This window comes from Candidatus Poriferisodalis sp., from assembly GCF_965208555.1.
Classification (GTDB): domain Bacteria; phylum Actinomycetota; class Acidimicrobiia; order Acidimicrobiales; family Poriferisodalaceae; genus Poriferisodalis.
Window position 1 is genome coordinate 157,001 of the sequence record NZ_OZ242342.1, and the last position, 19,806, is coordinate 176,806.

Below are 19,806 nucleotides of genomic sequence, written 5' to 3' on the forward strand. Positions count from 1 at the left end.
AGGCGATCAGCTCTCGGTGGGTGGGGCGACCGCTGTGTCGGGCACCCAGTTGCCGTGGAAGCCGTAGGGCACGCGCTGGGGCAGCGGCACCTGAGCCACGGGCGGGCGGCTGAGATCGCGGGCGTCGAGGATCACCAGCTCGCTGCCGTGCTTCGCCTCGTCATAGACGAACGACATCAGCCAGCCGTCGTCCTCGGCGGAGCCTTCGGGATCAGCGATGAAGATCCCTTCGCCGGTACCCCTGCCCGGGCCATGGTCGTGGTAGGCGATGTCGCCGGTGGAGTAGTCGATCTTGCAGCTGGCTCCCGGAATCAGGCCGTCTCCGACGCTCACCGTGTAGCCGTAGCGGTAGTCCCGGCCGACGCAGTCGGCGCTGACCTGCGGGAACTCGTGAAAGCGATCATCCACGCGCTCCTCGCTGACACGGCGGGTGGCGGGATCGATGGTCCAGCGGTCCAGCGTCGGCTGGGAATCGCCGGCCGGCCCCAGCTTGTCGCGCTCGAACATCTTGTCGTAGCGACACAGGTCGAGCACCACACGCCCGTCGCCGTCTTCGTAGGCGTTCAGCGAGTGGAACACGTAGCAGAGCCCGACATCGCACCACACGATCTCGTCCGCCGTGCCCTCACGGGGCAACAACCCCACCCGGGCGCCGTAGTCGGGATCCCAGCGGAACGGGAACGACGATTCCCCGCTGAGCGCGATCTCCAAGTCGACAGTGACGGGCAAGTCGTAGATCACCGCGTAGTTCTCCGTCAGCGCCATGTCGTGGATCATCGTCATGCCCGGCAACGGAACCTTCACCGTCTTGGCCACGCGGCCGCCGGTGTCCACCACGACGTACTCGACGTGATCGAACAGGTCCTGCCACGCGTAACAGATTGCGTGCATCTGACCGTCGGCCGGGTCGAACTTGGGATGCGCAGTGAAGCCGTTCGGCAGCGTGCCGGAGAAGTCGTTGCGACACTTGGTCGCGAGCTCGTAGTCGAGCTCTGTCGGGAGCACACCACCCTCTACGAGCGCCCAGGTGGTGCCTGCGTATCCGATGACGCTGGTGTTCGGCGAGAAGTCGAGCTGTCGGGTGGGTCCGGGAACCTTGGGCTCGCCGAGCAGCTCGGTGACGTCGTCGCCGCGGACCCACCGGTTGCGGTACCACTCGGCTCGGCCGTCTCGCAGCCGCACCCCGTGCACCATGCCCGTGCCCATGAACCAATGACTGCTGGCGGGGTCCGGGGGCACGATCGGATTGCCGCCGTTTCGCAGGTACCGGCCATCGAGCGATTCGGGAATCTCCCCGATGACCTCGAGGTCGAATGCCGTCACCTCGCTGCTGACCCGTGCGAAGTTGCCTTCGAGGTACGGGTTGGTGGACTCTGCTTCAGCAGTCTCAGTCATGGCGCCTACTGTCGCAGATCGACGTGGCGACCGATGACGTTGCGGGTCACGGTGGCCACATCGTCGTGCTCGAGGCCGTAGGCCCAGTCGGTGCAGCCGGTGGTGAAGACCTCGCCGCGGCCCCGCTCGAACCATCCCATCACCGCTGCGCCGTGCTCGAAGCGTGCCCGGTTCTCCGGGGTGTCACCGCCGCCAAGGCGCTCAGTCACCCAGTTGAGCTCACCGACGTAGGTGTCGGGCATCCCGGGCGGCGCATCGGCGGTCTCCCACAGGCGCGCCGACGCTGTGCCGAGCACCTCGAAGTTCGCCGGCGTGCCCGCTGATCCGACCGCCACCGGCAGGCCGTCCACCAGGGCCAGCTCGCAGCCGTCGCACTCGTAGCCCACCACGACCGGCTCGCCGCCCAGCACATCGCCTGCCATCAGCCGCAGGCCGTCGAAGGCCCAGTGATCCGGTTGCCAGATGGAGTAACCGCCGGATCCCTTGGGCGCCCTGCGGCAGTGCGCGTAGCCGCCGCGGGTGAAGGTGACCCCGGTCATCTCGGACTCGGGACGGCCGGTGAGCGGGTCGCTCCACATGGTGGACACGGTGTGCTCAGCGTCGGTTCCCATCACCGGATCGAGTTCGAAGTCCAGCTTGTAGCCGATCACCCGATCGTCGGCGCCGAAACGGACCTGCCAGAACGCCGTGTTGCCCGAGAAGAAGGCTGCCGCGCCGCCCGCCTCGATCCACTCCTCGACCTGGTCGCGCATGGCCTCTGACCAGTACTCGTCATGGCCGACGCTGATGTAGAGGCGTCGACCGTCCAGCAGGTCCGGGCGGGAGTGCAGGTCGAGGCTGGTCGCGTAGTCGAGCGCCACGCCGTTGCGCTCAGCCCAGCTCACGAAGAGCCGTTCCCAGTTTGCCCATCCCGCGGCACCCGACCAGTACGAGTAGGTGTCGAAGTACTCGTTGACCTCAGGTCGAGGCAGCTGCGGGAAGCGGGCTACCCGGTAGCGATGCGGATCGGGCTTGTCCAGGAAGCCGCGTGGCAGCGGTCGATGCTGGGATGACTCGTGCCCGCCGGTGTAGAAGCTGGGTCCGCCCCAGTCGTTGTACGCCGCCCACGTCGAGGTGGACAGCACGAGCAGCGTCTCGGCGGGTTCGGCGGCGCGCACCACGAAGAAGGCTTCGGCAACCTCGCCGTCGCTGGCCGTCAGCCGGACGAGGTAGAAGCCGGGCTGCCAGGCAGGGTCGATGTCGATCGACAGCGACAGATCCCACCCGCATCCTTCGGTGGCGCAGTCGTCGGGAACCGGCTGCTCGCCGACGGCGATTTCCCAAGTTCCGGCAAGCCGCTCGGACGCACCGATCCGCAGCACCTCCACCCGGCAGGAGCCAACGGTGGCACTGATCATCAGGTCGACGGTGTCCCCAGCGGCGCCGCTCTGCGGCCAGCAGTATCCCGCGATCATGCGGCGACCGTAGTTGGCTCGTCCCCGTGCCGGCGGGGTGCAGGTGCGCTCAGTTGGCGTCGATGAAGTCGACCAGCACCTGGGCCAGCTCGGGGCCCTTGTCTTCCTGCAGGAAATGGGCTGCGCCTTCGATGGTGACGTGCGCCTGGCCCGCTGCACCGGGCACCAGGTTCCGGAACGGCTTGTCGGCGCCGGCAGTCACCGGATCCTGGTCGCTGAAGCAGCACAGGAAGGGCTTGTCGAACTGCTGCAGCACTCCCCATGCCTCCCTGTTCGGCTGGGCCTCGGGATCGTCCGGTGAGGTGCAGACATGCGACGGCCAGGCGCGTGCGCCTGCCTTGTAGGAATCGTCCGGGAACGGCGCGTCGTACGCGGCCACCACCTCAGGGTCGAGATCGGTGAGGCAGCCGCCGTTCACAATGTCGCCGATCGGGAACACCGGCGATTCCCGAGCAAACGTCTGCCAGTTCATGAAGGCGTCGCTGGGTCGGCGATCCCCGGTGGGCAGGCCCGTATTGGCGACCGCTACCCGGGCGAACCGGTCGGGTTGCGCCGTCACGAGACGCAAGCCGATCAACCCACCCCAGTCCTGGCCGAAGAAGGTGATGTTGCGCAGGTCCAAGGCGTCGAACACCAAGCTGGACATCCACGTCACGTGACGGGCGTAGCTGTAGTCGGACTGCTCGGCGGGCTTGTCGCTGCGGCCGAAGCCGACCTGATCCGGAACGATCACCCGGTGACCAGCGTCGGCAATCGGGCGGATCATGTGCCGGTACAGGTACGCCCACGACGGCTCGCCGTGCAGCAGCAGCACAGGATCGGCGTCGGCCGGCCCCTCGTCGAGGTAGTGGACGCGCAACGAACCGCCCTCGCCGTCGGGAATCTCGGTGTAGTGCGGTTCGAAGCCGTATCCGGGCAGATCGGCGAAGCGCTCGTCGGGCGTGCGAAAGGTCTTCATCGTGATTTCTCCTCTTGGTGTTGGTCGAGTTGCGACAGAACGCTGGCCGGGTCGGCGTCAGGCGGTGCAAGCAGGCGCAGGCGCGCGGTGAATCCCAGGTAGTCCCACATGAGGTGCTCGCCGTCACGCCAGCGGCGTACCTCTATCGGCCCCGACGATCCCTCGAGACCGTGAGGGCGCAGCACGTGAACGCTGTCCTCAAAAGCAGCGACAACGTGGATCTCGGTCGACTTGTCGAACTCCGCGACATCGTGCACGCCATTGCGCAGCGTGCCGTCGCAGCGCATGTCGTGGATGATGCCGGCGCCGGTCACCACTACCCGATCGGCGGCCTGCTCGATGCGCTGCACATGCCCGATGGCAGGATGGCCGGGCTGCGCAGTGCCGTCCACGTACACCTCGGCGGTCTGCCAGAAGCCCCGCATGTCGGGCGCGCCGTCGCACAGGGGCTGGGTGCAGCCCGCCAGGATCGCTGGCGGCCACTGCGTCCAACCCCCCGCCGGGGTGTACGCGACGGGAATCGAGTCGGCAGTCAACGTCATCGCCGTATCTCCTACTGGCGGGCCATCTCGGCGCGGGCTGCCGTCTCGGCGTCGGCTCGCGACGCGCCGCTGCGGTCGATCTCGACAGCATGCAGGGCGCCGCTGAAGGCGAAGGGCGCCTCGTACCGCGGCGACACTGCCTGGCCGTGGTCGAGGCCGACGCTGGAGCCGATCGAGGAGATGATGCGCATCATGTAGGGAAGCTCTGCGCTCCCGCAGGGCTCGCCGTCGATCTCCAGCTCAATGACGCCCTCGGTGCGACTCGTGCGCCGCACTCGCGCCGCCAGGACGCAGTCGCCTGCTGGTACCTCCAGCTCGGACTCGACCACCGTGTGCTCGCCGAATGAGTTGTAGTCCGCCACCAGGCGTCCGTTCTGCACGAACACCGACATGCCCGAGTTGGCATTGCCGGTCGCCCACAGGACACCGGCGTCATCAGCACCGCGGCTCACCTGCGCCGTGAGCTCCCACGACCGGCCTGACGGCGACGCCGAGGCCGCCGAGGGAATCGGCGACATCGGCGGGCGGTAGCGGTAGCGCCGGTTCGTCGGATGGGGCGAGTGATCGTCGGGACGGGCGACGAAGAGCTCGATCATGCGGTCGTCTAGCGGGAGCACGCCGTGACGCTCGGCTTCGGACCACCACAACCCGATCAGCTCGTCCAGCTTGCCGGGATGGGTCTCGGCGAGATCGTTGCACTCGGACCGGTCCGCTGACAGCTCGTACAGCTCCCAGCGGTCGTCGTCGAAGGATTCCCCCTTGATGTGCCGCGTCACCGCCTTCCAGCACACGCCGTCCTGCTCGACCACGAGGGCGCGGGAGCCTGATTGCTCGAAGTACTGGAGCGTGTTCGTGGCCGGGGCGCCTTCGTCGGCGAGCACCGAGGCGAAAGAACTCCCGGTCACCGGCAGCTGCGAGTAGCCACGGAACACTTCGGGCGGCGTGATGCCCACGAGCTCGTAGACCGTGGGCGCCACGTCGGACACGTTCACGAACTGGTCGCGGCGAGTGCCCTGCTGGGCGGCAGCGATGCCAGCGGGCCAGTGCATGACCAGGGGAACATGCACCCCGCCCTCGTGGGTGTTCTGCTTGTACCACTTGAAGGGGCTGTTGCCGCACTGGGCCCAGCCCCACGGGTAGTTGGTGTGCGAGTTGGGACCGCCGATGTCGTCGAGGCGTTCCATGACGTCGTCGGGGTCGTCAACGATGCCGTTGAAGTACTTCATCTCGTGCATGACCCCGAACGGTCCGCCCTCTTGGGAGGCGCCGTTGTCGGCCAGCACGATCAGGATCGTGTTGTCGAGCTGGCCCATCTGGCGCAGGCCGTCGACAAGGCGGCCGATCTGGTCGTCGGTGTGGTCGAGGAATGCGGCGAAGGCTTCCTGCAGGCGGCAGGCGAAGCGACGGTGACTGTCCGGCAGCTCAGTCCACGGCTTCACGCCAGGGTTGCGTGGCGCGAGCTGCGTGCCTTCCGGTATGACGCCCTGCGCGAGCTGACGCTCGTACCAGCGCTGGCGCATCACGTCCCAGCCCTCGTCGAAGCGTCCCCGGTACTTGTCGAGGTATGCCTGCGGCGCCTGGTGCGGAGCGTGCGTTGCCCCGAATGGCAGGTAGGCGAAGAACGGCCGGTCGGGTCGCACGCCCTTGCTGTCGTTGATCATGCGCAGCAGCTGACCCACCAGGTCGTCGCTGAGGTGGTAGCCCTCATCGGGCCCGCCGGGCGGGTCGATGTGGTGGTTGTCGACCACCAGCTCCGGATGGAATTGGTCGGTCTCGCCTTCAAGGAACCCGTAGAACCGGTCGAAGCCTCGGCCCAGCGGCCACTGGTCGAACGGCCCGGCAGCGGAGATGTCCTCGGTCGGCGCCAGATGCCACTTCCCGCAGCAGAACGTGGCGTAGCCCTGCGAGCCGAGCACTTCAGCCACGGTTGCTGCGTGGTTGGTGATGTGGCCGAGCTGGTGCGGGAAGCCGGTGCGATGGTTCGACACCGAGCGCATGCCGACCGCGTGCTGGGACCGTCCCGTCAGCAGCGATGCCCGGGTCGGCGAGCACAGCGGGGTGACGTGGAAGTTGGTGAACTGCAGACCGCCTGCGGCGAGCGCGTCCACGTGGGGTGTGTCGATGTCGGAGCCGTAGCAGCCGAATTGGGCAAAGCCGGTGTCGTCGAGCAGCACGATCACGACGTTCGGTGCCTCGGGGCCCGGATGCGGCGACGAGGCGAAATGCGGCTCAGACTCGGCCAGCGTGCGGCCGATGCGGCCCTCGAACGGGGTGGGCTGGATCGGATGTGTCATCGATGCTCCGGTATTCGTCGTGCCGCCCATTTGTTTCCCGCTCTTGTTCCCAGTTTCGATTCAATACGGGCTCACGGGCCGCTCAGGCCACGGCTTCGCCTGACGGCTCAGCCTCTGGCAGCGTGACCGTCGTGAGGTCATCGCCGATGATCACTTCGCCGTCGAAGTGCGCTGCGGCCAGCTCGATCCACTCCGGGTATTGCTCGGGAGTGGGTGCCGGCACCATGTGGGTCAGCACCAGCCGCTTGGCGCCGGCGCGAGCCGCCGTCTGGGCTGCCTGCTCGACGTCGGAGTGGTAGTCGAGGATGTCCTGGAACATCTCGTTGGGGGTCAGCCTGACGAGGTCGCTCCTGATGACCGTCTGGACATAGGCATCGGCGCCTGCCGCCAACTGGTCCACGCCGTCGCACGGGACCGTGTCCCCGACGATGGCGGCCACCGCTCCCTCGTGTTCGAGGCGGTACCCCAGCGTCGGTCGCACCGGCGCATGGTCAGTTGCCGCCGTGCTGACGTGAACGTCGTTGATGTCGAACACATCGCCCGCTTCCAGCTCGGCCACCGCGACCTGCGGCTCGTTGACCAGTACGTCGTGGTGGGCGATCCGGTAGCCGATGTCGGCCTCCAGCGCACCGAGCTGCCGTTCGACGAACCGCGCTGTGCCCGGCGGGCCGTAGACACTCAGCGTTGCATTGCCCTGGCTCATCACCCAGTGGGTCGTGATCACGTCGTTGAGCGCACACACGTGGTCGCTGTGGAGATGAGTGATCAGCACAGCGCTCAGGAAGACCGGCAGCGAACCGCCGCCGGCCATGCGCATCACCGTGCCGCGGCCGGCGTCGACGAGGATGTGGGTGTCGCCTGCCTTGACCAGCGTGGATGGTCCCGCACGGTTGGCGTCGGGCAGAGGCGAGCCGGTCCCGGTCAGCACGATGTCCATGACGTTCCCCAGGGTGCCTTGCAGTCTCGGCCGAGCCTCGACGAGCCAGCGGCACTCTAGCATTCTTCTGCCAGTATTACTGCCAATACCTTTCACCCATGCCTCACGTGGCATTCCCGGTATGGCATTCCTGATTGGGCATCGCCGGACGAGCCTGTCGATATGGTCCGCTGACGTCTCATCGAGTTTGGGAAGGTGGACGAATGCAAGCACCGTGCCGGCTCCAGCGCCGCTTGGCCGCAGCGCTCGTGGCGGCGTCGCTGATCGCTGCCGGCTGCACGGGTGCGACCGACGATGGCGCATCCCCGACCGCGACGTCCGTCCCCGACACTGCAGCTCCCACCACCGCTCCCCCGACAGCATCCCAAGACGATGCCGAGGCAGCCCACGACGACGTCGAGGCCGACCCACGCGCCGTCTACTTCGACCTCGACCGCGTGCTCGACATCAGCATCGAGATCGCCGTGGAGGACTGGGATGTCCTGCGCAATCAGACCCGCACCCTCGCAGACGTGTTCGCGGAGATCGAGGAGTACGGCCTGTCGCGGCCCTTTGCCAGCATCTACACCTGGTTCGGCGCCACCGTGACAGTTGACGGCGACACGCACGCCGACGTTGGCGTGCGCAAGAAGGGATTCGTCGGCTCCCAGAGCTCCACCAAGCCGTCGCTCAAGCTGCGCTTCGACAAGTACGTCGACGACCAGTCCCTTCCGGGCGGCATGAACCGGATGACGCTGAACAACAGCGTTCAGGACCCCTCGATGCTCAACACCTGTCTGTCGTACCGGGTGTTCGCTGCGGCCGGCAACCCGGCACCGCGCTGCAACTTCGCCACGGTGTCGGTGAACGGCACCGATCTCGGGCTCTACGTGCACGTGGAGGAGTTCAAGGCGCCGTTCCTGTCGCACCACTTCGGGAGCGCGGACGGCAACCTGTACGAAGGCACGGTCAGCGACTTCACGCCGGAGTTCCGCGGCACGATCGAGAAGAAGACCAACGAGGACGCCGACGACTGGTCCGACATCGACGCCGTAGTAGCGGCCGTGGCGGATCCTTCCGACGCCGGCCTGAAAGCGCTGGGCGAAGTCGTGGACCTCGACCGCTTCCTGTCGTTCTGGGCGACAGAGGTGCTGGTGGGCCACTGGGACGGGTACGCCGGTGACCGGAACAACTACTGGTTCTACCGGGTGCCCGGCGGCCGGTTCGTGTTCTTGCCATGGGGCACAGACGGCACGTTCCACCTCTCCGATGACCCGAACCCCTTCGACAACATCTCCGACCCGCCGCCGTCGGTGCTGGCGCTGACCGCCATTCCCAACCGCCTGTACAACCACCCTGACTGGCGGGCCTCCTACGTCGCCCGGCTGAAGCAGATGCTGGACGACGTCTGGCACGAGACTGAGTTGCTTGCGGCGGTCGAAGAGATGGCCGCCATCGTGCAGCAGCACGCCCTGCCGGCCGAGGCCAGCGCTGCCGAGCAGGACACCGAGCGACTGCGGACGTTCATCTCGAAGCGCAAGGCCGAGATATTGGCGGACCTCTCGCCGGAGCCACCTGACTGGCCCCAACCTGACGTGTCTGCGCCGTCCCCTGCTGGGTCAGGAACCCTCGAGATCAGCTTCGAGACGACGTGGGGCAGTAGCTCGAGTCCCAATCCGCTCGGGCAAGGAACGGTCCACAGTCTGTTGTTGGACGGCACCCCCGAATTGATCGAACGCATCGGGATCTTTGCCGGTAACGCCAACCCCGAAGAGCGTGTGCTGCTTCCGAACGTCGAGGTGCCCGCTTCCATCGTCGTCGCTGGGCTCGAACCCGACGGTTCGGTCAATGGAATGTCGCTTGTCGTCGACCCCCGCGAGCTCACGGCGGGGAAGACGCTGGTCATCGGCGTGGATGCCATCGCCGGAGGAATCTGGTCGATCCCGCCAGGAGCGTCGTCGCCGGACAGCTTCTCGCCCTTCACTGAGGGTGCGCTTGAGCTGTCGAGCGGTGGGACGACTCCCGGCGCGGCCATCGCAGGTGACTTCCGGGGCGCCTACGGGTGGTCCCTGCCAGCGACCGGCGACGCCGATGCAGGCGCGCAGGGCGCCGGCACCTCAGATGCGCCGCTTGATGTCGGCTTGGTCATCAATGAGGTGGCTGCCAAGGGCGACCCGCTCGACTGGTTCGAGCTGCACAACGCTTCGCTAGTGCCGATAGCGCTTGATGGCTTCGAGATGGCCGACGATCTCACCGATGCCGGAAAGCGAGTGCCGTTCCCGGCCGGCACGGTCATCGGGCCGGGCGAGTACCTGCAATTCAGCCTCGACAAGGAGGCTTGGCCCGGTTTCGCGCTCGGCAGCGACGAGGAACTGGGCATCTGGCTGCTGGACGGCACGCTGGTCGCCAGCGTCGACTGGGACGAAGGACAGTCCGGCGCAGATGAGAGCTACGCCCGAGTGCCCGATGTCACCGGCCGATTCGAAACGGTCGACACCCCCACCCCAGGCGCCGCCAACCAGCGCTAATGCGACGGCGCTTCCGCAAGCCCGCTAGTAGTCGGCGATGGCCCCGATGACCTGTTCGCCGATGAGTTCGATGGAACGCAGGATCTTGGCGTGGTCTCCGGAGATGTGGCGAACCATGACCTCTCCGAAGCCCAAGCTGGCGAAGTGGGCGAGACGTTCGGTGACCTCGGCCGCCGAGCCCACGATGAGATCTCCCTTGCCGGTCCCCCGGTAGCCCTCGGCGAGCACCTGGTCGACTTCTGCGTGGGCAGCCTGGCTGGTGTCGGCCACCAAGATGTCGCGCCGCAGCACAGCTCGTGCCGGTCGGTCGTGTGCGGCCGCCGTGTCCTCGTAGAGCTGCAACTGCTCGACGCTGAGATCGTCGGGCGTGTTCTGACCCGACAGCCACCCATCGGCGAGCCGGCCCGCCCGTTCTGCAACAGCGGGCACTGTGCCGCCGATCCAGATCTCGACGGGCACGCGGGGCAGCGGGCTGATGCTGACGCTGTCGAGTTGCAGGTACCGCCCCTCGAAGCTGACCGATTCGCCGTCGAGCAGGGGGCGCAGCACCGCAGCGAGCTCCTCGGTGCGCCGGGCCCGTGACGCCATCGAGAACCCGTACGCCCTGAACGGCTCGGGGTTGCCGCCGTTCACCAGCACCACGATCAATGGCGCTTCGGCGAAGGCAGCGAGCGTGCCGAGCTGCTCGGCCAGCATGACCGGTTCGTAGAACGGCGCCAGGAGGACGACGCCAATCGGCATGTCGCCGGTGACCGCCATGATCCGCCCGAGCGTCGGCATCGGCGAGAACGTGTTGGCGTAGCTGGCCGGCAGCGCGTGCTGATCGCCGGTCAGAAACCCGTTGAGGCCCGCTTGGCGGGCGGTGGCCGCCAGCTCGAGAACGTTGCGGGCCTGTTGGCCTGTGTCCTCGGCACCCATGGGCCGCTCGAAGAAGGCCCCCGGCGGGAGCGAGTCGAAGATCTCCTTGAACTGCGGGTACGTGTGAGGACCCGTTGGGTACAGGAACCGAATGGACGTGCCCAGTTTCATACGGCGGTCACTCCTGCGGCGGGGTGTGCTCGAAGGGCAGGTTCGAGTAGCGACTCTGCGTCACCGTCACCCGCAGCACCACCCGGTTCTCAAGGTTGTCTCGCATCGGGAACGGCTTGGACGTGTACTTGTGGCTGATGGCGTCCATAGCGGCCATGTCGGGGTCGGGCTCGACTTCGGCGACGCCTCGCAGCTGCATTTCCTCGTAGGGATTGTCCATGTCAACGATCGAGATGGCGACACGGGGGTCGCGCAGGATGTTCTGCGTTTTCAGCGATGTCCGACCGGTGGCCATGATCACCGTCGTGGAGTCGACGAGGTCGATCCAGATCGGGTCGAGCTTGGGCGAGCCGTCTGCGCGCACGGTTGCGAGGTGCGCGAAATTTGGCCGGCGCACCAGTTCCTGCGCCTCTGCGGTCATGGCCTTCGGAGTCGGTGTCGTCATGAGTTCCCTCGCTTCGCAAGCAGGTCGGTGTGCAAGCGTTCACCGTAAACGCAAGCGTCGGGGCACCGCCTGCATGGTGACTCGTGTCTTGCGGGGCGGACCTCGCTAGTCGACGAGGAGCGCTGACTCGACGCGTGCATCGCCGAGCAGGCGGCGCCCGTGGAGGAACGCGAGCTCGACGATGAACGAGAAACCGACAAGCTCGCTGCCGCCCAGCGTAACGAGCCGCGCAGACGCGGCAGCGGTACCGCCAGTGGCCAACACATCGTCGACAATCAGCACCCGTTTCCGATCGGCGACGGCGTCGGTGTGCATCTCGAGACGCTCAACGCCGTACTCCAGCTCGTAGTCGGCGCCCAGCGCGGAGCGTGGCAGCTTGCCCGGCTTGCGCAGCGGTACAAACCCGGCGCCCAGCCGATCTGCTGCCATCCCGCCGATCACAAAGCCCCGAGCCTCAGGTGCCGCAACAAGCTCGACGCCCTCGTGCTCGAACGGTGCCACCAACTCGTCGACGCATGCTGCCAAGCCGACAGGGTCCCCCAGCAACGGCGTGATGTCCTTGAACACGATCCCAGCCTGCGGAAATCCCGGCACATCCCGAATCAGCCCCCGCCACACAGCCCGCCCCTAGTCGCTGTCGATGACTCCATTGACCTGGAGTCTTGTTCAGCAGTGGACACGCTTGCAGTTCGCATAGCAACTGCCAGAACTAGGTCGTCGCTCGACAACTCGTAAGCACATAGATCGCCAGAACTACATTCGGCACGAATGTCTGTATTGGAATCCAGTGGCAGTTAGCGCCGAGTTCGACGAACGAGTGAGATCAAGCGCGCTCGCATTCCTGCGCACCGTCCAGGATCGCACTGGCGGTCCCGTGCGCCGCGACGATGTCGCTGCGTTCGAGATCGACGGACAGCGGATTTCTCTCATGAACCCGTACCGCGGGATTCGCAAACCAAAGCAACTGGATGCGGCGCTCAGCATTCTGACGGTCTTCTCAAGTAGTCCCGAGCGACGGCCGTACGCCGATGAGACAGGTCCCGATGGCTACCTCCGCTACAAGTGGATGGGCACGAACCCAAGCCATTCGGACAACATCGCGCTTCGGCGCGCGATGCGAGCCAACCTTCCGCTTATCTGGTTTCAGGGAATTGCATCGGGGTTGTACCTACCGGTGGTTCCGGTTTGGTTGGTCGGTGAAGAGCCCGCCAATCATCAATTCGTGGTTGCACTTGACGAGCAGCAGCGAGACACCTGGGACCGTACGGACGATGAACACGTGATCGATCTACGGCGCGCGTATGCGGAGCGAGTCGTCCGTGAGCGCTTGCACCAACCGGTGTTTCGCCAGCAGGTGCTCACCGCCTACGAAGGCCAATGCGCCCTCTGCCGGCTGCGTCATCGCGAACTGCTCGACGCAGCCCACATTCGCAGTGACGCCAAGGGGGGAGAACCGGTCGTCCCAAATGGCATCGCCATGTGCAAGATCCACCACGCGGCATTCGACAACCGAGTCATGGCGATCCGGCCCACCTACGAAATCGAGGTACGAGCCGATGTCCTCACCGAGGAAGACGGCCCAACGCTGAAACACGCTCTACAGGGCTTGCATCTTCAACGGATCCAAGTGCCTCGCCGTCGGGCGCGGAGGCCGAATCCTGAACTGCTGGAAGAGCGGTACGAGGAGTTCGTGCAAACCAGCTGAGTCGGCATCGGCGAACGACGGGGACCCAGTCAGCGCTGGGCGGTGAAAAGTGTGGAGATGTAGGGGATCTCCAACTGGCCTGAGGGGTGGTGATGCTCGAGCAGCGCTCGCAGCCGTTGCGTCGTCTCCTCCTCGCCGAGCTGCTCGACAGCGGCGTGCATCTTGGAGGAAGACCGGGCTAGCTCGATGAACTCCTTATGGGTCTGGGGCCGCGTCCATTCCGCTGTCGTGCTCGACACATCGCCGAAACCCGCCTCGGAGAGCTCCGAGGCGATGTCGAATTTGCGGTAGTCGCGGGTGTAGCCCGGACTGTGCTCTTCGAGGAACGACTCGTAGTCCTCGAAGAGAGGGAGCTCGTCCAACGCACGATCGTTCTGGATGATCGCGATCAGTCCAGCCGGAGCCAGCGCGCGCTGTGCCTCTGCGTAGAAGCGAGGGTGATCGAACCAATGCAATGCCTGCGCGGCGATCACGAGACCCGTTGATGCTTCCTCAATGGGCAAGTCCTCTGCGGTGCCGACACGGAAGTCGACGGCGGCACCGCGACTGTCGCTCACAGCCTGCGCTCGCATCGCCTCCCCGGGTTCGACCCCGACGATGCGCCATTCAGGCAAGATCAGCGCGAGTTGCCGCGTGGCGATGCCCGTGCCCGAGCCGACATCGACAGCCAGCTGGGGCACAGCACGGCCGTCGAGCCTCGCTCGCAAAGCAGCCCACAGCGATTCGGGATACCCAGGCCGAGCCCGGCTGTAGGCGCCCGCAAGCTCGTTGAACGCCTGATGGCGATCAGTCACAGCGGTCGGGGATGTCGACGAGGAGGCCTCGTGGGATGAGGCGTTCGGGGTCGTACATCGGCAGCGTGCACAGCTCGCCGTGCAGCATGGCGCCGTCGTGAGACTCCACGTCGAGTCGGGTGCCGGGGCCGTCAGCCGAGTCGTCCATGCGCGCGATAGCGACGCCGCATTGGAGGTACGGCGACCAGGCGGTTGAGCACACCCTGCCGACCGGCTCGCCGTTGCGGCTGAGCGTGCGGCCGAGCTGCGCTATGTCACCCTGCGTCTGCAAGCCCCAGGTGCGGCACGCCCGATCGGCAGCTACCAACGCCGCCTTGCCCACGAAGTCAGGCTTGTCGAGATCCACGAAGCGTCCGAGACCGGCTTCGAACGGGTTGACGGTCGGGTCGAAGTCAGAGCCGGCATTGAGCAGACCGGCCTCGATGCGGCGTGCTCTGAACACCTGCGCCGAGGTGACGATCATGCCGAAGGCTTGGCCGACGTCGAGAATGCGATCGCCGACCGCTTCACGGTCGATGTCGGAGGTGAGGTAGAACTCCCAGCCCAGCTCATTGGTGAAGCCCGATCGGGTGATCACCACCGGCTGGCCGGCGATCGAGACCTCCGCTAAGTCGAAGTAGCGGAACGGCTCAGGCGGCTCGCCGTCGACGACGGCGGCGAGCACTTCGAGCGAACGAGGCCCCTGCACCTGGCTCACCCAGACATCGGGATCGCGCACCTCCACATCGAGATTGGCAGCGTGGGCCCGGTACCAGCTGTAGAGGTCGCCGTTCGCCTGCGCCATCCAGAATCGATCGCGGGCAAGGCGCAGCATGACCCCGTCGTTGATCATGCCGCCGTCGTGGTAGCAGGCGAATTGGTACGCACACCGTCCGACGCGCAGCTTGGACACATTTCTGGGAAACACCCGGTTCGCCAGGCGCTCGGCATCGGGGCCTGCAAGCTCGATGGGCAGCTCGCCGGTGTGCCGCAAAATCACCTCCCGGCGCACCTTCCAGTACATCTCGGTGGCTGAGACATCGGCGAACCGCACAGGTGTCAAACGACCGTTGTAGATCTGGTATTCGGGATCGTGTGCCAGTTCCTGGTACATCAGCGGGTGCGGAGCCATGGACATGCCCAACTCGCTCGGGGGAACGCCCTCGGTGGACAGCGCTTTCGCCACGTACCTCAGCGGTGGCATCTTCACTGGAACAGCATGCGCGACGGCGTGCGGTCAGACAAGGGACAGCGCTGCGCCGTCCGTGAACGTCGGGGCCGGCGGCCCTTCCGCAATCGTGGACTAGTTGCGGACGAGGCGGAAGACCGGGATCTCGCGGCCGTGCTCGGTTGCGCTCTTTTCGTACTCGGCGAACTGCGGCATCAGAGCAGCCTGAGCATCGAACAGCCGCTTGCGCTCGTCACCTTCGGTGAGCACCGCCATGGCCTCCCACGTATCGGTGCCGACTTCAACCGTGACGGCGGGATTGGCGACGAGGTTGTAGTACCACTGCGGATTCTCTGGGGCACCGCCCTTGGAGGCGATGACCACGATGTCGTCGCCGTCAGTGGAGTAGACGAGCGGTGAGCACAGTTCCCTGCCGGACTTGGCGCCGGTCATGGTCACGAGGATCATCGGCGCCCCTTTGAGCCAGCCGCTGCAGTTGCCCCCGTTCTCGCGGAATTCCTTGATCACGCCTGCGTTCATTTCCAGAAAATCCATCGGGTGCTCCCGTGTGTCGAGCGAGCTCAAGGCTCGTCGGGTGGTGGCTGCCGCATCGCGGCCATGAGGAAGCTAGCGCTGCGTGCAGCGATTGGTCCGGGCTGTCGACTGCGCCGAAGGGATCAGACCCCGCCCCCGTTCGAGCCGATGACGTCTTGCATCTCGCGGACATGGCGCAGCCACAGCCCGCCGCCGTTGTACGGGCGGGGATCGTAGGAGGCGTGCCCGAGCAGCCGTTGCACGCGCTCGCTCTGGCCGGAGAGCTCGCCCAGGCTGAAGTCCATCGGGCTGGCCTCTTCAGGCGTCAGCCACCCGGCAACGAAGCTCACGTGGAAGGCCCGGCGCCACCGGTCTTCGGTCTGGTTGGCGCCGCCACCGTGCAGCACGTAGCCCGAATACACCAGCGCATCGCCAGGCCCCAGCTCGGCCGGAACCGACTCCCGCTCTTCGTACCGGTTGAGCTCCGACAGCCGATGGCTGCCAGGCACCACCCGGGTAGCGCCCAGCTCCTCGGTCACATCTTCCAAGCCGATCATGGCGCTGACCGTGACCTCGGGCGAATCGGGCCATGTCGCCTTCACGAATGCCCACCAGTTGTTGGCATCGCGGTGCAGAAACTGGGCGGGCTCGCCTGGCCCGATGTACATCACCTGCGCGGTGTTCAGCCAGTACGAGCCGCAGATCGGCAGCAGCACCGCATCGGCGATTTGGGCGTAGAGCTCGTTGTCGAGAACGTCGAAGAATGCGGGCGTCAGCCTGGCCAGGCTCGAGAAGCGGATCGTGTTCGACCCGACGAAGAGCTTGCCGTCGTCGCCGAGCCCCTGCGTGGCCCCGCCGGGCTCGACACCGCGGGCGTAGTCGTCGGCCGCCTCCCGCATCTGGGCAATCGTTTCCGCGCCGAACATGCCCTCGACGATGACCCCACCGTCATCGCGCATCGCCTCAAGAATCGGCTCAAGCCCCGCTGAAGCAGGAATCCTCCGAAGCTGGCGGGTGGCGGTCAAGCTCACGGCAATCTTCTCCCGACAAGCACAGAGTGGCCGTTTCCCCAGAAACTACTGCTCCCGCGAGGGGCCGCGACGATCCCGTGCAGCACCTCGGATGCCGTGATCGCACAGGGAATAGCGTGCAAGACCGAAGTACCAACCCGACCTGTGGAGGCAGCCGATGGAGATCGTCACTGTGGATCGAGACCGGGCGGCGCAGTTCACCGACGAGGTGGTCGAGCTGGCGCACAACACCGGGCCGGCTTCCTATGACTACCAGTTCGGCTCCCGCCCAGTGTTCGACAGGTTGGTGGGCGACTCGTGGCTGGCCGCTGGGACGCTGTTCGGGTATGACGAGACCACCCTCGCTCTGGACGGCGACGACGTGCTGGGCATCGAGATCGGGTTCGCCGGCCCGGAGTTCGAGCGCCGCAAGAAGACACTGCGCCCGCTGTGGCCGCCGATCATCGAGGACGGGATCGCGACAGCCGATGATCTCGCCGAGCTCGGTCGGCGTACGTATCTGGCCAGCTACCTCAATGTCGTCATCCCGGCCAGCGCCTACTACATCCACGCCCTGTCCGTCCGACCAGATCTGCACGGCCAAGGCATCGGCGCCGCACTGATGAAGGACGCCATCGAGCGGGCCACCGACGAGGGATACCGGGTCGTCCACCTCGACGTGCTGTCGGACAATCCCGCCGTCAAGTTCTACGAGGCGTTCGGGTTCGACGTGCTGGCGCAGACCGTCGCGCCGATCCCCCACAGCAACGGCGTGCCGATGGAACAGCGCATGGCGCTCGACCTCAGATGAGCGGCGTCTATTCCTTGTAGGCGACCGCTTCGATCTCGATAAGCGCCCCAGGAATGATGATCCCGGCAATCACGGTGGTGCTCGCCGGCGGCTCGTGGGGGAAGTACTTCTTGCGGGCTGCGCTGTACTCGCCGTACTGATCGATATCGGTGATGAACGCCTGCAGCTTCACCACATCGGCCATCGAAAAGCCCTCTTCGGCGAGCGCCAGCTGTATGTAGTCGAAGATCTCCTCGGTCTGACCGCCCATGGATTTGCTGAGATCGTTGGCGATGCAGCCCGAGACATAGATCGACGGCCCCGCCCTGACCGCCGGGGCGAAGGCCCCGCTCCGGATCAGCTCCGGAACCGGGTGTGCCTCGATGAGCGCTTCTGAACGAATGACCTTGCCGACCATGGCCGGAGACTAACCGTGGCGCCGAATGCGAGCTGCAGCTCACACCAGTGCTGGCGGTGGCGCATCGTGGCAGGATCGTCCCATGGACGAGCTGCCGGCATTCTTCGCAGACTTCAAGCGGGCCATGTTCCGCTGTGATGCGGAGGGCCTGGCGAGAACAGTCACCGAGGACTTTGTGTGGGAGCTGCACGCCGGAGCGTCTCCAGATGAGCCGGCTGGCAGTGTGCTCCGAGGTCCCGCGGCCATGGCCGAGGAGTTCCGCCGACGCAAGCTCGAGTGGAGCGGCGTCACCTATGAAGACGTCGACGAGCGCATGGCCGGCGACGATCTGATCGTGCAGACGTTCGTCGTGTCGGGCACCGATTCACGGGGTGAGAAGTTCCGCTCGCACGCGGTGGACCTGTACCCGCTGCGAGACGGCCGAATCGCCGCCAAGCGCACCTTCTGGAAGATCGACGGCCTCGGACCGGCGGTCTGATTGACGACCGCCGAATCCGCGAAGGGCAGCGTCGCGACGGGCGGGATCAGCCGGTCGGCGGTGGCTCGTCGGCAACCACAGACTCGGTGACCAAGCGGTCGATCTCAGACTGGTCGATGCCGATCTCGGCGAGCACCTCGCGCGTGTGCTCCCCATATTGCGGCGACGCCCCGAGCGTCGGACTCGCGGCCTCGCTGAAACGCAGCGGCATGCCCGAGGTGGTGTAGCGCCCGAAGGCCGGGTGCTCGATGTCCACCGCGTAGTCGTTGGCGCGGACTTGCTCGTCTTCCAGCGCCTCATACGGCATGTGGTACGGCCCGCACGGGAACTCGACGCCGCGCAGCGCGGCCAGCCACTCAGCGGTGGTGCGAGTCCGGAACAGCGCCTCGGCAGCGTCAACGAGGTCTGTGAGTTCATCCGTATCAGGCCGGCGAAGGTCGACTCTCGGCAAGCCGGTCACCTCGTGAAACTTGTCCCGCAGCGCCGGGCTCAGGCCCGCCACGGTGATCATCCCGTCTGCCGTCATGTAGGTGCGGAAGTAGATCCGGAACGTGCCCGCGCCGGGAATGATCCGGTCTTCGTAGATGCGCCGCTGGTCGACGAAATCCACACCGGCGGTCCGGGCTGCCGCCAGATCCTGCTTCAGCTCGGCCAGCACCTCGGCATCGCTCTCGAAGTCGCCGATCATCGGCGTGGCCAGCGACATCGCCGTGCCCAGCAACGAGCTGTCGACCCGCTGACCCGTGCCGGTCAGGTCGCGGTGGCGCAGCGCGGCCACCACGCCCAGCGCCGAGACCATGCCGGTGCCGAAGTCGTTCACTGCGGGTCGGGTCGCCGACGGCACGCCGTGCTCAGCCCGATTCATGATGAATCCGGCGCCGCTGCGGGCCTGTACCAGCACGTCATACCCGCCGAGGTGGGCGTCGGAGCCCTCCGGCCCGAACGCGGTATGCGCCAAGTAGACGAGCCGCGGGTTGACCGCTGCGGCGTGCTCGAATTCGATGCCGTACCGCTTGAGGTCGCCCGGCTTCAAGGCCACCAGCGCCACGTCCGCCCAAGCGAAGAGCCGGTCGACGACCGCAGCTGAATCGGGATGCTGCAGGTCGAGCACTATCGCCCGTTTGCCTGGATTGATGAGGGCGTACGCCTTCGCCTCCATCGGAGCGAGCGACGCAAGCGAACGCATGGCATCGCCGCCGGGCGGCTCGACCTTGACGACCTCGGCACCCATGCCCGCCAGCAATCGGCCGCAATGCGGGATCGCAGCATTCTGGGCGAACTCCACCACTCTGATCCCGGCCAAGATCCCGCCACCAGCGTCGCTCGCTTCGGGCTCGGCGGGCGCGTTCATCGGCTGCAGGCTCCACTC

The 19,806-nt window shown here is 66.3% G+C and carries 19 protein-coding genes; 4 read left to right on the forward strand and 15 right to left on the reverse strand.

The annotated features are described in order from the left end of the window. Nucleotides 1-6 precede the first annotated feature (6 nt). The 6 genes from ACOGXE_RS01030 to ACOGXE_RS01055 all read right to left on the reverse strand — a co-directional run bounded on the left by ACOGXE_RS01030 (nt 7) and on the right by ACOGXE_RS01055 (nt 7,580). A complete protein-coding gene (locus tag ACOGXE_RS01030; protein WP_419932106.1) occupies nt 7-1,395 on the reverse strand; it encodes a carotenoid oxygenase family protein in 1,389 nt (462 codons plus the stop codon). Nucleotides 1,396-1,400: 5 nt separating this feature from the next. After that, complete coding sequence (locus ACOGXE_RS01035; protein WP_419932107.1) at nt 1,401-2,849, reverse strand: N,N-dimethylformamidase beta subunit family domain-containing protein; 1,449 nt, start codon at nt 2,847-2,849, stop codon at nt 1,401-1,403. 49 nt (nt 2,850-2,898) lie between these two features. After that, nucleotides 2,899-3,807, reverse strand: coding sequence for a haloalkane dehalogenase (locus tag ACOGXE_RS01040; protein ID WP_419932108.1), 909 nt, complete (start codon nt 3,805-3,807; stop codon nt 2,899-2,901). Then, nucleotides 3,804-4,349 carry a hypothetical protein gene (locus ACOGXE_RS01045; RefSeq protein ID WP_419932109.1) on the reverse strand — a complete coding sequence of 182 codons (546 nt, stop codon included), beginning with the start codon at nt 4,347-4,349 and terminating at the stop codon, nt 3,804-3,806. Before ACOGXE_RS01045 ends, ACOGXE_RS01040 begins: the two co-directional genes overlap by 4 nt. A gap of 11 nt (nt 4,350-4,360) precedes the next feature. After that, nucleotides 4,361-6,643, reverse strand: a complete 2,283-nt coding sequence (locus ACOGXE_RS01050) for an arylsulfatase (RefSeq protein ID WP_419932110.1) — start codon at nt 6,641-6,643, stop codon at nt 4,361-4,363. Nucleotides 6,644-6,725: 82 nt separating this feature from the next. Continuing rightward, the gene (locus tag ACOGXE_RS01055; protein WP_419932111.1) at nt 6,726-7,580 is read right to left on the reverse strand and encodes an MBL fold metallo-hydrolase; all 855 of its coding nucleotides are present in this window, start codon (nt 7,578-7,580) and stop codon (nt 6,726-6,728) included. A gap of 203 nt (nt 7,581-7,783) precedes the next feature. Between ACOGXE_RS01055 and ACOGXE_RS01060 the strand changes: the two genes are divergently transcribed. Then, nucleotides 7,784-10,087 (forward strand): CotH kinase family protein, encoded by a 2,304-nt coding sequence (locus ACOGXE_RS01060; protein ID WP_419932112.1) that lies wholly within the window; start codon nt 7,784-7,786, stop codon nt 10,085-10,087. A gap of 24 nt (nt 10,088-10,111) precedes the next feature. On the opposite strand, the gene ACOGXE_RS01065 is transcribed toward ACOGXE_RS01060, so the two are convergent. The 3 genes from ACOGXE_RS01065 to ACOGXE_RS01075 form a co-directional block, all read right to left on the reverse strand. Further along, entirely contained in the window at nt 10,112-11,116 is a 1,005-nt protein-coding gene (locus ACOGXE_RS01065; RefSeq protein ID WP_419932113.1) for an LLM class flavin-dependent oxidoreductase, read from the reverse strand. A gap of 7 nt (nt 11,117-11,123) precedes the next feature. After that, entirely contained in the window at nt 11,124-11,561 is a 438-nt protein-coding gene (locus ACOGXE_RS01070; RefSeq protein ID WP_419932114.1) for a PPOX class F420-dependent oxidoreductase, read from the reverse strand. Nucleotides 11,562-11,666: 105 nt separating this feature from the next. Continuing rightward, nucleotides 11,667-12,179, reverse strand: a complete 513-nt coding sequence (locus ACOGXE_RS01075) for an adenine phosphoribosyltransferase (RefSeq protein WP_419932115.1) — start codon at nt 12,177-12,179, stop codon at nt 11,667-11,669. Between the two features lie 256 nt (nt 12,180-12,435). On the opposite strand from ACOGXE_RS01075, the gene ACOGXE_RS01080 reads away from it, so the two are divergent. Then, nucleotides 12,436-13,266, forward strand: a complete 831-nt coding sequence (locus ACOGXE_RS01080) for an HNH endonuclease (protein WP_419932116.1) — start codon at nt 12,436-12,438, stop codon at nt 13,264-13,266. Nucleotides 13,267-13,295: 29 nt separating this feature from the next. On the opposite strand, the gene ACOGXE_RS01085 is transcribed toward ACOGXE_RS01080, so the two are convergent. The 4 genes from ACOGXE_RS01085 to ACOGXE_RS01100 all read right to left on the reverse strand — a co-directional run bounded on the left by ACOGXE_RS01085 (nt 13,296) and on the right by ACOGXE_RS01100 (nt 16,772). Further along, a complete protein-coding gene (locus tag ACOGXE_RS01085; RefSeq protein ID WP_419932117.1) occupies nt 13,296-14,060 on the reverse strand; it encodes a class I SAM-dependent methyltransferase in 765 nt (254 codons plus the stop codon). Further along, nucleotides 14,053-15,243 (reverse strand): aminomethyltransferase family protein, encoded by a 1,191-nt coding sequence (locus tag ACOGXE_RS01090; protein ID WP_419933458.1) that lies wholly within the window; start codon nt 15,241-15,243, stop codon nt 14,053-14,055. Before ACOGXE_RS01090 ends, ACOGXE_RS01085 begins: the two co-directional genes overlap by 8 nt. Before the next feature lie 99 nt (nt 15,244-15,342). Continuing rightward, nucleotides 15,343-15,762: a nitroreductase family deazaflavin-dependent oxidoreductase gene (locus tag ACOGXE_RS01095; RefSeq protein ID WP_419932118.1), complete on the reverse strand. Its 420-nt coding sequence runs from the start codon at nt 15,760-15,762 to the stop codon at nt 15,343-15,345. A gap of 122 nt (nt 15,763-15,884) precedes the next feature. Beyond that, nucleotides 15,885-16,772 (reverse strand): phytanoyl-CoA dioxygenase family protein, encoded by an 888-nt coding sequence (locus ACOGXE_RS01100; RefSeq protein ID WP_419932119.1) that lies wholly within the window; start codon nt 16,770-16,772, stop codon nt 15,885-15,887. Nucleotides 16,773-16,929: 157 nt separating this feature from the next. Here ACOGXE_RS01100 and ACOGXE_RS01105 point away from each other — a divergent pair, with 157 nt between their 5' ends. Then, on the forward strand, nt 16,930-17,562 hold the full coding sequence (locus tag ACOGXE_RS01105; protein ID WP_419932120.1) for a GNAT family N-acetyltransferase: 633 nt from the start codon (nt 16,930-16,932) through the stop codon (nt 17,560-17,562). Between the two features lie 7 nt (nt 17,563-17,569). On the opposite strand, the gene ACOGXE_RS01110 is transcribed toward ACOGXE_RS01105, so the two are convergent. Continuing rightward, on the reverse strand, nt 17,570-17,959 hold the full coding sequence (locus ACOGXE_RS01110) for a RidA family protein (RefSeq protein ID WP_419932121.1): 390 nt from the start codon (nt 17,957-17,959) through the stop codon (nt 17,570-17,572). 82 nt (nt 17,960-18,041) lie between these two features. Here ACOGXE_RS01110 and ACOGXE_RS01115 point away from each other — a divergent pair, with 82 nt between their 5' ends. Next, the gene (locus tag ACOGXE_RS01115) at nt 18,042-18,437 is read left to right on the forward strand and encodes a nuclear transport factor 2 family protein (protein ID WP_419932122.1); all 396 of its coding nucleotides are present in this window, start codon (nt 18,042-18,044) and stop codon (nt 18,435-18,437) included. A 46-nt stretch (nt 18,438-18,483) separates the two neighbouring features. On the opposite strand, the gene ACOGXE_RS01120 is transcribed toward ACOGXE_RS01115, so the two are convergent. Further along, on the reverse strand, nt 18,484-19,788 hold the full coding sequence (locus ACOGXE_RS01120) for a CaiB/BaiF CoA transferase family protein (RefSeq protein ID WP_419932123.1): 1,305 nt from the start codon (nt 19,786-19,788) through the stop codon (nt 18,484-18,486). Between the last annotated feature and the right edge of the window lie 18 nt (nt 19,789-19,806).